A 12,801-nucleotide genomic window follows, 5' to 3' on the forward strand; every position below is an offset into this window, starting at 1 on the left:
CAATATGTTATTCCTTGTTCAGCACCTGAATAAATAGCTCCAGAAATGCCTCGCTTTCCACCTGTTCGCACACGTTCATGTTCGGGCTATGATTGAGACGGTCCTGTACATCGCCCACCGTTTGTCCGTCACATATACGGCTGGAGGTTTCCACATCGACATACATTAGCGAGGTTTCCACCAGCCTCGAATTCAGCGCGACGCCTACAGCAAGCGGATCATGAAGCGCACACGCTTTTACTCCGTTTCGTTCCTCATAACGCTTGGTATAAATGGCCGTGCTTTCAGCCACATAGCTGCGAATCGCCGGATCGGTGAGACGGGCAATATGGTCTGCCGTCAGCAGTGCCTTCCGTGTTACATCCAGTCCCACCTGTATCAACCGCCCAAATCCGGCATGAAATACGATCCGAGCCGCTTCCGGGTCAGCATACATGTTATATTCCGCTACAGGCGTAATATTGCCACACCCGTGAATAACACCACCCATAAAAATGACTTCATTGACGTATTGCGTCAACTCCGGGCATTTCAAAAGCGCCAATGCCAGATTCGTGAGCGGCCCGGTGCAGACCAGGGTCAGTTCTCCAGGGTGAGCCATAACTGTATCAATGATGATGTCCGGTGCAAAACCTTCGGACGCCGAAATGGCAGGGACAACTCCACTCAATGCGCCCCCGATACCGTCTTCCCCATGAATACGGTGCTCATGCAATCCTTTACGGATTAATGGAGCGTCGGCCCCCCGATAAACCGGAATATCCGGTCTATCCAAAAGGTCAAGGATTTTGCATGTGTTCAATGTTGCCTGTTTAAGCGATACATTACCACATACGGTAGTAATCGCTGTAACATCCAACTGGCCGCTTTTCGTCGCTAATAAAATACCCAACGCATCATCAATACCAGTATCTACATCTAATATGACTTTTTTCATTATTGGGCAACTTCCCGGTTCCAGCGATCCGTCCAAGCCTTGATATGGTCATTGACGAATTTCATATCCAGCTTGGTCAGCTTGTTGACCACATCTGCACCATACGTAATTCCTTCTGTATCCGCACCGGACAGCACCACCTGCGTATTCACCGGAGAATCAACCTTCGCCTTGGCAGACTTCTCTTGAACTTCCTTACTCAGCTGCCAGTTGATAAATTCCTCAGCCAGTTCTTTTTGGTCGGAGCCTTTAACCACGTTGATCGTGTTCATTACTGCATAAGCACCTTCACTCGGCGCTACAAATTTGGCTCCAGGCACAGCTGCCTGCAAATCTTTGAAGTACATTTCCATAATCGGTCCGCCCGCGATTTCCTGCTGACTGAACATGTTGACGAATTCGGACGTCTTGCTATAAAACTTAACGATATTCGGACTCAGCTCTTTCAGTTTCCCGAATGCCTGGTCCTCATTAAATTCTTTACTGCCCGCTACCTTGGAGGCCGCATCTACAACCATCGGTCCAGCCGTTGCCGTAATGTTCGGGAGGGTCACGTTTCCTTTGAACTCACTGCCCCACAGATCAGCCCAAGAGGTCACATTCTTTTTAACCAGCTCCGGGTTGTAAGCAATACCGAGACGTCCAACCGTATAAGCAGGACCATAATCCTCACCCAGCGGTGCTTTGGCAATATCATAAATTTGATTCAGGTTAGGCACTTTGCTACGATCCAATTTTTCAAACAAACCCTGTTGAATCCCTTGTTGGGCATAATAATCAGACAGATAGATCAGATCGACGTCTGTGCTTCCTTGGCTAATTTTGTTTAACCGTTCTGCGTTATTCCCAATCTCCACGACAATATCAACGTTATGTTCCTTCTCAAAAGGCTCGTACACTTCTTTGTTGAAAAAGTCCTCGGAGAAGCCCCATGTGGAAATGATTAGCTTCTTTTTCCCATCAGCTGAGCCATCTTTTCCATCTGCCTGACCACCAGTAGCATTGCTGCCGCAACCTGCCAGTACCACAGATGCCAAGGTCACAGCCATAAATCCTTTAAACCATTTTTTCATATGAAACTCCCCCTGTTTTTTATTATGCACACCTTATGACACAAAAAAGAAAAGTACTCTTGTAAAACAAGAATACTTTTCTTCGTAAACAAAGAATAAGTTGATCCCGCTGCGCGTTATAACAGGTTCTCCCCTCAGATAGATCCGAAGCGAAAAGCCGAATATCCAATTGTATTAGGATTCCTTCAGTATGATGTTCGTGATTGCCCACTGCGTTGCTGAATCATAGTCGCGCAGTAGAGCTTCAATATCGAGCCCCATATCCTCAATCAGCTTCTCGCGAAGTCTCTTCTTATACAGCATGGACATTCGGAAATCCACTTCCAGCTTCAAGCCGGGGGCTTCCACTTCCAATGCCGCCGAGCGTGGAGAACGCCGGTGCTTCGCCACAAAGGTAACAATGTTGTTCTCAACGGTGGCCCGCAGTAGCGTGGTCCCGAAGCCGAACAGTTCCTTTGAAATTTCGTTGTAAATCTGGCACATCCGCTTCTTGCTTTCATTACTGTCGAGCAGCGTCATGAACCCACCCTCATCAGCATATTACGTACAATCAATCTTTCAACACGATAGATTATACATAAATATATGATAAATAGCAATCAAAATCCCTAATATAATAACATATAACGCGAAAAAGCGAACTATATGTCGAACTTTGTAGAGCTTTAGAACATTTTTGTACTTTTTTTCGTCTAACCCTTAAGCTTCCGAACGATACTATATTCCCCGCCGGAAAATTAAAGCAGACTACAAAGGCGTTATCGTCACCACTCTGGGAGAATATTTTTTTCTTCTACTATATATGTAGTTTTTATTTAAACGCATTTAACCGTACCCCGCGGGAGTCCCCTAGCGATTGTACGGTTTTTTTTATGTTATGTAGCTGACTGGGCCAGATGGGAACCCCTTCAAGAAAAAGCCGATTGAATCCACGAGGACACTACAAGAGTAGCTGGCCACAGCAGCATAAAGTTAGCTATGATATATGCCTTCTTAAAAGCATAACGATGATAAAAATACCAACAGCTCCATGAAATAAATACTCCTATCGGGTAGCTCATTATGACATAGGCAAAAATATAACTGATGAGATAATCTCCAGCTGTTGGTGCATCGAAAGAAAATGCGACCACCATCAGCATGACCGGATAGGCAAATAACGTTAAGCTATAAACGATATTCAATATAAGTAAAATAACAAATGCATTTTGATCTTTCATGATGTTCTCCTAACTATTGCAGTCCGCCTGTATCACCATTGTGCAGCCCGTTTGCGTCTCTCCTCACGCCGATCAGCTTCTTCCATTTTCCGAATATAACGTTTCAACTGCTCTTTATGATCGTCCAATTCCTGTATTCGTACAGTTGTGCCTTGGAGAAACGTCTCCATTTTACGTGTTAATTCAGCAGCCGATTCGCCCCTCCAGTCTTGCAGACGACCATATATATTTCTCATCTGCTGCTCCTGATGCTGAAGTCTTTGCTTTAGCTGCTCGCACTGCTGTACAGCCCTACGCAGATCCCCCAGGCTCAAAGATATTCTACTCATCTCTTTTGCCTCCCGTTGTGTTCTTCCAGCTGCTCTTTTTATTGATCCACCATCGTAAATTCCTGGCCCTTGCGATCTATATACTCTGCTATCTCTGTAATCGATTCCTGATACCAGCGATTGATCCGATCCAGTGTTGCCGTTGCACTATGCGCAAGCGGGGTCAAAGACTGACTTTCACTTGTTCCGATATGAGCCTGAAATAACTGAATGGATGCACGGGTATCACTAGAAAATCCATGCAAGCTGGAACGCATCTGATTAGCCGCATGCTTTAGCTCTTCGGTTGTTAATTGAATTGTGCCTCCATTTTTGTTGCCCACAAAATATGCACCGCCATTGGAGCGACCATGCTGTTGTCCTACACCCAGGATATTCACTCCCAGTGCAGTAGCAGCAAACTGCCCGAAAGCACCCATTTGTCCACCGTAGCGTTCAACCAGTTCGCCCATGACTTCCTTGAGTTCTGCTCGGGCGGCCAGCATTTGCTCGTACGCCTGCACCCGTGGATTGCCTTCCACCAATTGACCGTCCATCGTGTACAGTGGATTGATTATATTGCCGTTTTCATCAAATGTGAAATGATCCATGCTATGTGTTGCTTCTCCCATTACCGAATTATAGAACTTTGTAATAGGATCTTGCTGCATCATAGGCAACGTAATCGGGACATACACAATGGGAGACCATTTGGGCCCCAAAAAAAAGTTAGCCCACTTATTTTCTCTTTCGACTGGTAATGAAACAGGAATAGTGATTTTGGCTTTATTAGCCGTCTTATAATCATTGTCTATAAAGTAGGTTGTACCCACATGTGGCTGTGCATCATTAGCTCCCGAACCGATAGTATCTTTCGGATTGACATAAGCGACATTCGTCTTTCGAAAATCGCCATTTTCCACCTTCTTTTGAAGATCATCCGGTAACAGATGTACAATACTTGGTGGATTATAAGCGACTGATGTCAGTCCGTTCCGCACCGCCACATATTCTGCCTCCGCTCCTCCTAGAGAATGGCCTGTGGTCGTTATTTCAGCAGAGGGATACTGTTTTTTTACGACATCATATAGATTCTCAGCTTGTGTAAATTGATTATTCTGATACTTTTCCTCATATTGAAGAAATGCACTTTGCACTTGTGGTGGGAGTTTAGCCACCTCTGCCTTATTATTTTCATAATATTGATGGACTTCTTCCAACGTTTTCGCGCGCCCTCCGACGACATCGCTGATATCCGTTCCCCAGTCCATCGCCACGCTCCATTTGGGGCGATCTGGAGGTTCTGTACCCCTATAACCGATGATCACCTGATTGGTCTTCTCGTTAAGGAATACAGTCGCATCGAATCCAGAACCGTTCGTATCATGCAGCTTAGCTCCTTCAGGCTCAACAATCTTCCAGTCAGGAAGAATTCTGCTTTTAGAATCTTTGGCAGTCAACTCTCGGTCATAAACTTTATCCGCAATGGTCCAGTATGTTTTATCGTTAATGTAGGTCAAGTTATTCCCACCTTGTCTATTGTGTAAATATATTATAGAGTTATGAAAAAGGTGATTACCAGAAAAGGAGAATTGTAACTTGAACAGAAAAATCCCACTGATTCTGGCACTTATTTTAATTGTTATGTATTTAGGAGGTTGTTCCAAATTGTCCGACAAAGAGAAACAAGAATTAGTAGACGTCGCCACTCCCATCGGCGTGGACTTTATTAAAGAACACTATAATGCCGATTTCATATTAAAGGATTATGCTGTGGATGATCCTGCTGTCCACTCCAGGCTCTATCTGTATGGGTACATTAAAGGCCACGAAGACAACAAAATTACCATCTACTATAATTATAAAACCAAAGAAGTGATCGACGTCTCTGGGCCAGATTGGTTTATCGACAGTGAAGTTCCCAAATACAAGACCCCTTCTTCCTGAGAAGGGATACTCATCGAGCATTTCACTTTCAACATATTTGTAATCTATGTTAAAGTCTAATTTTTCCCAAATTAAGAAGTAGTATAATTATAGTGCATCCTTTTTGCGAGCGATATAGCCGAGAGGAAAAATAAGTATAAAGTCATTGGATACAGTATATCTGGTTATAGTACATAGTTATGTAGAATAGGTCTTTGTAACTGTATGTTAGGGGAAAATTGTATAGATGAACACCATTTTTAATTTGTTGTACTAAAGAGTATGCAATGACAAATGTAGTTAATAAAATTCACCTTTACGGCTACATAACAGTGCTAAAAGGGTATAGATCATCAAACTCAAATAAGGCTCCTTAGGAGCCTTATTTACTTGTTGCTAAACATATTTAATACTCTTCACTTAATGCTTAGTTACATGAATAAAAGGATATTCGCCTTTGCTTATTTTACGTTTCCATTCTTGGATCATATCTTCTTGGGTAGGCGGTTTCTCATTCACAATTGCTCCAGTAGTTACTTTAGCCATACTTTTCACCCTTTCACGATGGATTTAGTTATTGCGTCTTTATCTTTTCTCCAGTCATTTTGATGTTACCGTCCATTTCTACCAAACTCGTTTTACATTTTAAACCGATGGCATCCTTCGCTGTGACTTGTATTGTGTTACCCGCATTGAATACTAAGTTGCCGTCAGCCTTAACACGGATGTCCTTTTTACTCCGCAGTTCGATTCCATGGTCATCCAGCAGTCGAATCACCACTTCATCGTCATTCCCTGTGATTAAAATTTCATTTTTCTCAAATATAATAGCTTTGCGGTACTTAGTCATAAATATCTTCGTTGACGGGTCCTTAATAAAGTCTCCCCCTTTAGATCTTTTTCGGATCGAGTGGGTTACAATAGCGTCTTTTTCGTTATGGGTCGGAAAGTAGATATCTACAAAGTCAAAAAGCTCCGGCATGCAGTACCACCCCGTGTTCCCTTCCGATGTATAAAATGTAGCATGTGGAAAAGCACAGGTTTCCTTAACGTTCGGCTTGACCTTATCCATTTCATAAAAAAACACCTTCACATGATCCTCTTCAATTCCAATCACCTTTGACTTCAATGACATGCCCCGAATGTTCTCGTTTAGGATCAATTCCTGCTTCATTCCATCAGAGGTAGTTAGCACATATTCATGCCACAAGGCACTATGCCGTATAAACGCAACAGACTGCAAGACGTATAAAGACTTCCCTTTGAATTTAACCTCAGCCCCAATTTGTAGGAGGACATCTTTCGCCTCCGTCGTTTGCACTTTATAATATAAAAGATTGTCGTCTTTGCTTGCTCCTGGTTTGGTTTTTCTAGTCATGGAGTAGTTATACTGTTTCAGCTCACCTTTATGGACATCATCGGGTAATCCAAAATAAAACTGAGGGTTCTCTCCTATCGGATCGGGTATCAGCCCCCAACCGAGCCGAGACGCTATACGTTTCAGAAATGACCAGTCCGTCTCATCGAATTGCATCGTAAACTCCTGTAAAAGCTGATCTTTTAAGCGACTCGTACAATTGGCTTTAGGATATGATTTGAGTACATGTTCAAGCAAAGCCTGTAGCTTCATTTTTACATTTTGAAAGGATTGTCTATGAGGCACTTCATCCAGTTGGCTAGTATAGGATAGGGCTTCGACGACCAAATAGGCTACATTGGACACCAACTTGATTCTGAACTGCGTGACTAATCCTCTGAACAATACAATCTGTTTCTGATCATCATTCACATAAGAAACAACTAACTTAGCTCCTGCCTCCATATGATCCGTGTACTCTTCCATTTGAGTGCCAGTGAACACACCCGTCAAAAAGACTTTTACATGCTCATTCATTTTTTGCACAACTTTAACTTTCGGATTTTTAAGAGATAGAACAGTTCCGTTATACTTTATGATTGGATATCCCATGTTTCTGCTCCTTTTGTCAGCTAGTTTATGTTTATCCGTTGTTTGCTTACGTATTGAATGACATCTTTAATGGTTTGATTATGTCCCTTGTCGTTGATGGCCTGGTCCAGTGCAGGTAGTGTGGTAAAGGTTTTATTTTTCTTCTGAAAGTAGATACCTGCCATAGGGAATTCATCAACTCTACCAGGTCCATGAATCCCGTTATCAACATTGGCAATGATGATAACATCCTTCAACCCATCCTTATTTACATCCTTGAAGGCCACCGCTTCTACGCCTCCATAACGCGCTACCCACTCATAGTTCCCGTAGAACTCTGGGAATCGATATAAAATATGTCCTTGATCATCTAATAGAAAGAAAAAGAATTTACGAAGACCTTCCGGATATCCATAAGTCGATACAAACCGTACTCTCCCAAAGCCTTCAAGAGTAGTTTGAAAAGACTGTGACTCTTCAACTTCATACTGGTCGGTATCGGTATCCAATCTCTCTTCATTTACAACGGTAGCTGGCTGATCAACGACAGGACTTAGCTCACTCCATAGTTCTTTATTTTGCCTGATATTATCTGGAATTTGCGCAAGACGAATCTCATACTCTGCATGGTCCCCTACTGCATGTGCCACAGGAATGCTAATTCCTAATGAATCACTTGTGAGATAGCTAAACGTATCTAATCCTGAATCCTCAGCTGAACCTTTTAGTAGGTCTGCATCTGTTAACCATTGATTTAACTCATCTTGAGTAAAATTACCAAGCAAATCTTTTTGTTCTGGCTCTACAGCTGTGACCTTTCCGCTTTTTATAAGCTCTAAAAAAGGTTTTTCGATCTTTACCAGATCACTCAATCTTAATCTTAAAGCCTGCTTCATATCCAAGTTGGTCGTATAAAACATATGATTAGGATAGGCTGCATCCTTCACATAACGAATACCCGCATATTGAACACTCAAGAACCGTTCACTTTGCCGTTTAATCTCATAATCAATTTCGAGATGAACTCCAGGATTAGAATCCGTATAGTCATGTAATCCTTTTAAAGCTTCGTTCTTTAGAATTTGGTTTAAAGACTTTTGCTTTTCTGCATCCTCAAGCTTCGTAATTTGAGGATATTTAATAACGATTCCGTTTTCCGAATATTTCTCCTGAATGAGTTCATAGCTTTGCTGATTATAAATCCGAACATCATTACCTTTATTGTTTTCAACGTGAATTAAACTTACATCTTTTGGAACTTTACCGCACGAAGCCATTATCATTAACACAAGTATAATAAATGCTATTTTCTTATAATGAATTCTAATCAAGAGCTTTCCCTCATCTCACAACGTTAAGAATAAATCCTCAAAATTTATTAGAAAATATTCTCGCATTTCTTGTAATACATTTCTCTATCTTTTAATCCATTGTACCCGCCATTAACTTTTTTAGTAATTTGCCTTACAGTTGCACCTTTGTCACACAGAGCATTCATATTATGCTGCTCCCACCAAAATCCTGCGCTTGTCCAAGGATAATGTTCTGCAACATATTCCACACCCTCCATAACTTTAGGATCATTCAAAGCAGTAGATAGTTTTTGATAATTGTGTCGTCCTGTTAATTGAATGTATCCCCCACCCTTATACTTAGGACCATCACCTTTATGAATATTGCCCAAATCCTTTCTCCCTTCGTATTTCTCGCCACTTGCAATTTCTTTTGTATAGCGACCGCCAGCGGATTCATGACTACATTGGCTTATAAAATGTCTTATTCTGGCCGGTGTTGTGATATTATATCTTTCCAAACAATTATTCAGATCGGTTATCATAGCTTTACTTATTTTAATCCAACCAAGTTGTTCTAGTTGTCTCACGCTAACATATTGCTTTGATTCGTTTACGGCTGGAACTTCTTTGACTTCCGATTTATTAGATTTTACTTCCTTATCTATTGGTGGTGCTTTATCAGTGGTATCGACCAGACCCAACTTCTCTCGTATGGCTCGTCCCGCCTTCTCAGCAGCCAGCTTTCCCCTGATATTACCGCTTGCTTCGGCAGCCATCCAGCGAATTGTTTCCTTTTGCAACTGCTCCTGAGCCCACTTGGGCATCGTTGCCATCTCACGAAGCTTGCTTCGAAGTCCCTCTGCTAGCTTTTGCGCTTTACGCATACCGATCTCGTCGCCGCTGGCTTGAGCGATATACCAATCTTCTTTGTATTTACGCATCCAAGTCTGGGCCCAATCAGGATAACTCAGTTTTTGTTTCTTTTGTTCTGCCGCCAGATCAAAAGCCTTTGCTTTCCTGTGTGCATTAGCAGTTGTTAAAGCTCTCAACATAGGTGTTGCACCAAACGTTGGTTCTTTCCACTTCATATGCCTTCTCCTTTGTTAGGAATGCTTAGAAGAATCGTATCCCCGACATACATGTATCGTGATATTTGCTTCCTTTTTCTACTGCCTCAATTGTTATTTTCACAAATGAAGTATGAATGGCACCATCAGGAAATTCATTACTTAAAAAATCATTATCTACCATCATGGTCTGCCCATCCGAGAATTCCAGTTTCATTCGTTTAACTCTGTTATTAGCTTGAAAAGCATTAGATGACTTAGCTAAACCATTGATGAGCTCAAACCCCCTTAGTTCTTGCATAGAGCCGAAATCAATCTTGATCCACTCCCCAATCCCGTCCCCCTTAACCCCTTCACACCAAGCCGTACTCGTATCTTCATCCATGATGTTTCGGGCAGCATAGGAATTCCCAGCCTGATCTGGAAGTGTAGAAGAGGCAATGATTTTCTGTGCCGGGATACTTTTTCGATATTTCATTAAATCCGTTGCAGTCTGTATCCATTGCTCAGGAGACACATTATAACCTACCCTATGCAATGGGTTGGAGTATTTTATAGTCAGACCTGTTTGGATGTCTCGTTGTTGCATTTCACCCTTTGAGTTCACATAAGCAACCCTTTGGTTATCCAAGGTTATAACAGGAGATTCTGTGGCTTTCATTAGTAACCTCTTCTCCCCAGTCTTGATATTGAGCACATACGTCTTATCATTATCGTAGGAAGAGAGAAGCAATTGATCGTTATAAAGCCACTGTTCGATCTGTATTCCTTCTATCCCTAGCTTGATTTGTTGAATTTGCTTATTTTTGGACAAGTCATAGATCAATACAGTATGGTTACTATCTACAAGGACAAATTGGTTACCGTCAGGCGAAAACACTGGAAGATCGAGATAGTGACCATCATTTAAATGCCCCAATGCTTTAGTTTTCTGTACCTGGTTTATATAATAAAAAAAGGCAGCATCATCCGTGTAAACGCACTTGCGTAAGTCAGGAGACATAACAGCGTAGTCTCTATTGGACACCTTAAATTCATATAATTTCTTTGTGGTAGACAAATCAAAGATTTTAATAATTAAATAATTTAAATCCTGCGACTCTCTACATAAAGCGATCCGCCTGCCATCATCCGAGAACCTAACCAGATACAACTCAGATTCAGGATACGTTTCACCTTCACTTGCATATAATTCATCTATAATGTCGTCTAAATCAATATAGGTATTGCCTGTAGGATCATCCATATCAGCGAGATAATCCATGGGCATGTTTCCATTTTCCGCTTCAAAAAGCAACCAATTTACAGCCTTTTTTGCTGGAGGAAGTCTCTTGGACTGAGAGACTGAAGCATGAGTTTCCTTCCGCTCCTGTACTACTTTTTGGCCCTCATTCGATTGTATACACCCGCATAGCACGGAAAAGATCATGACGAACGTAATTTTACTTATCCATACCACAGTTTTATTTCGCTTTCTACTGCTCATCACAATAACTTCAGCTCACCTATACAAGTATTTGGGAAATCCGTGCCTTTTTTCACTTCTAGAATGGTAATTTTAACGAAAGATGTTCGTATGGGTTCATCAAATTTGAAGCGTGTGTCATTGTTCTCAAGAACCACAGATTGTCCATCCGAAAAATCAAGTTTCATTTTTCGGATTGTATTCACGTCTAAATACTTATTGTTAACTCGTATAATGCCGTCAACCATCTCCATACCTCTGACCTCTTGAGTTGAACCCAAATCCATAGTTACCGTTTCTCCTACTCCGCCTTCCTTCGTTCCTTCACACCAAGGGGTTGAATTATTATCGTCCGTTAAATTGTTCACATTAAAAGAATAGTTACTCTGATTAGGAAGTGTGGAAGAGGCCGTAACTTTTTTTACTTTGACCTTGTTGCTATATTTCATATAATTGGTTTTTGTTTCGATCCACTGTATTGGAACTACCCAGGTTCCTTCACCACTTACAATGGACGAAATATCTTCTTTTTTTCCACTAGCTACATCAATCATGAACATTTTTACAACCTCATCATCTGCCAAGACCAATTTTTTCTGATCTGGTGATAAAATAAAATCGCCCTCATTTTTAGTTATAAACTGTACTTTTCCAGTGTGTATATCTAGTGAATAAATATCGTTTATGAAAGTATTATCTTTTTTATAAGTGGTATAAAGAAGTCTGTTCCCCTGATCCCATTGCATAATACTCGAGACATCAGTGCCTGCAAGCAGAAGCTTCGTACCACTATCACCAGATAGATCAAGCATTACGATCCCAGCCTGATCATCCACAAAACATAACTTGGTGTTATCCGGTGAAAACACTCCCTGAGCAATATTACTAACATCCGCTTTGCCTTTGTTAGTCTTCAATTCTGTAGTTCTTTTACTTATTGCATCATATAAATACAAACGTCCGTCCATTACATATAGATATTTGCTTAAATCAGAAGAGATCACAGGATATTGAGCCGTTGGCGGCAATTTAAACTCTCGTTCTTTTTCTCCCGCGTCCAGATCGTACACTTCAATAATGAGCGGATCATCTGGTTGCTCCCCATAAACATCTCTTATAATTGCCATACGACTGCCGTCACTTGTTATTTTCCCGACATATACTTGTGAACCCCGATATTTTGTACGTTCCTCCTTAGTTTCCATGGTGTCAATTAGGTCGTCGATACGAATATTAGTTTCTCCAGTAGGATCATCTAAATTGGTTAAGAATTGAACTCGATCTTCTACGCCTTCTTGACCATTCAAAAGCCAACTTGCTTTTTTTTGAGTTGCCTTTGCATCATCCTGATCTGCCTTAACTTCATTACGTGATGGTATATCGGAAGACTGCGAAGATATAACATTGTCCCCACCTGTGCTTGCTCTACATGCAGATATCAGCACTGAAAAAACAATAATTAAAACTACTTTTATACAACGCATGATTTCTCCTCTCTTTTACACTCTCTATAAGGTTTCCTCATTAAGCGGGTTGTCTCAGTTCCTTTATGCGACTCTGTA

The 12,801-nt window shown here is 41.4% G+C and carries 13 protein-coding genes; 1 reads left to right on the top strand and 12 read right to left on the bottom strand.

Features of this window, described 5'->3' with window-relative positions; all coding sequences use genetic code 11:
• Positions 1 to 7: 7 nt before the first annotated feature.
• The 6 genes from HPL003_RS05395 to HPL003_RS05420 form a co-directional block, all read right to left on the bottom strand.
• Positions 8 to 937: a nucleoside hydrolase gene (locus HPL003_RS05395; RefSeq protein WP_014278611.1), complete on the bottom strand. Its 930-nt coding sequence runs from the start codon at positions 935 to 937 to the stop codon at positions 8 to 10.
• Positions 937 to 2,010: an ABC transporter substrate-binding protein gene (locus tag HPL003_RS05400; protein ID WP_014278612.1), complete on the bottom strand. Its 1,074-nt coding sequence runs from the start codon at positions 2,008 to 2,010 to the stop codon at positions 937 to 939. Before HPL003_RS05400 ends, HPL003_RS05395 begins: the two co-directional genes overlap by 1 nt.
• Positions 2,011 to 2,184: 174 nt before the next feature.
• Positions 2,185 to 2,529, bottom strand: a complete 345-nt coding sequence (locus HPL003_RS05405; protein ID WP_014278613.1) for a hypothetical protein — start codon at positions 2,527 to 2,529, stop codon at positions 2,185 to 2,187.
• A 389-nt stretch (positions 2,530 to 2,918) separates the two neighbouring features.
• Positions 2,919 to 3,230 (bottom strand): hypothetical protein, encoded by a 312-nt coding sequence (locus HPL003_RS05410; protein ID WP_014278614.1) that lies wholly within the window; start codon positions 3,228 to 3,230, stop codon positions 2,919 to 2,921.
• 32 nt (positions 3,231 to 3,262) lie between these two features.
• Positions 3,263 to 3,559, bottom strand: a complete 297-nt coding sequence (locus HPL003_RS05415) for a WXG100 family type VII secretion target (RefSeq protein WP_014278615.1) — start codon at positions 3,557 to 3,559, stop codon at positions 3,263 to 3,265.
• A 38-nt stretch (positions 3,560 to 3,597) separates the two neighbouring features.
• On the bottom strand, positions 3,598 to 5,058 hold the full coding sequence (locus HPL003_RS05420; RefSeq protein WP_014278616.1) for a lipase family protein: 1,461 nt from the start codon (positions 5,056 to 5,058) through the stop codon (positions 3,598 to 3,600).
• Positions 5,059 to 5,137: 79 nt separating this feature from the next.
• Here HPL003_RS05420 and HPL003_RS05425 point away from each other — a divergent pair, with 79 nt between their 5' ends.
• Positions 5,138 to 5,485, top strand: coding sequence for a hypothetical protein (locus HPL003_RS05425; protein ID WP_014278617.1), 348 nt, complete (start codon positions 5,138 to 5,140; stop codon positions 5,483 to 5,485).
• A gap of 399 nt (positions 5,486 to 5,884) precedes the next feature.
• Here HPL003_RS05425 and HPL003_RS30160 read toward each other — a convergent pair whose 3' ends face one another.
• From HPL003_RS30160 to HPL003_RS05455, 6 genes are read right to left on the bottom strand one after another with little or no spacing between them, the layout of a single operon-like run.
• Positions 5,885 to 6,010: a hypothetical protein gene (locus tag HPL003_RS30160; RefSeq protein ID WP_014278618.1), complete on the bottom strand. Its 126-nt coding sequence runs from the start codon at positions 6,008 to 6,010 to the stop codon at positions 5,885 to 5,887.
• 28 nt (positions 6,011 to 6,038) lie between these two features.
• Positions 6,039 to 7,433, bottom strand: coding sequence for a hypothetical protein (locus tag HPL003_RS05430; RefSeq protein ID WP_014278619.1), 1,395 nt, complete (start codon positions 7,431 to 7,433; stop codon positions 6,039 to 6,041).
• Between the two features lie 20 nt (positions 7,434 to 7,453).
• Positions 7,454 to 8,743: a polysaccharide deacetylase family protein gene (locus HPL003_RS05435; RefSeq protein ID WP_014278620.1), complete on the bottom strand. Its 1,290-nt coding sequence runs from the start codon at positions 8,741 to 8,743 to the stop codon at positions 7,454 to 7,456.
• 47 nt (positions 8,744 to 8,790) lie between these two features.
• Positions 8,791 to 9,795 carry a glycoside hydrolase family 19 protein gene (locus HPL003_RS29610; RefSeq protein WP_014278621.1) on the bottom strand — a complete coding sequence of 335 codons (1,005 nt, stop codon included), beginning with the start codon at positions 9,793 to 9,795 and terminating at the stop codon, positions 8,791 to 8,793.
• A 25-nt stretch (positions 9,796 to 9,820) separates the two neighbouring features.
• Positions 9,821 to 11,260, bottom strand: coding sequence for an NADase-type glycan-binding domain-containing protein (locus tag HPL003_RS05450; RefSeq protein WP_014278622.1), 1,440 nt, complete (start codon positions 11,258 to 11,260; stop codon positions 9,821 to 9,823).
• On the bottom strand, positions 11,260 to 12,723 hold the full coding sequence (locus tag HPL003_RS05455; protein ID WP_014278623.1) for an NADase-type glycan-binding domain-containing protein: 1,464 nt from the start codon (positions 12,721 to 12,723) through the stop codon (positions 11,260 to 11,262). Before HPL003_RS05455 ends, HPL003_RS05450 begins: the two co-directional genes overlap by 1 nt.
• Between the last annotated feature and the right edge of the window lie 78 nt (positions 12,724 to 12,801).

Origin of the sequence: Paenibacillus terrae HPL-003 (genome assembly GCF_000235585.1) — a bacterium.
Taxonomy (GTDB): Bacteria; Bacillota; Bacilli; order Paenibacillales; family Paenibacillaceae; genus Paenibacillus; species Paenibacillus terrae_B.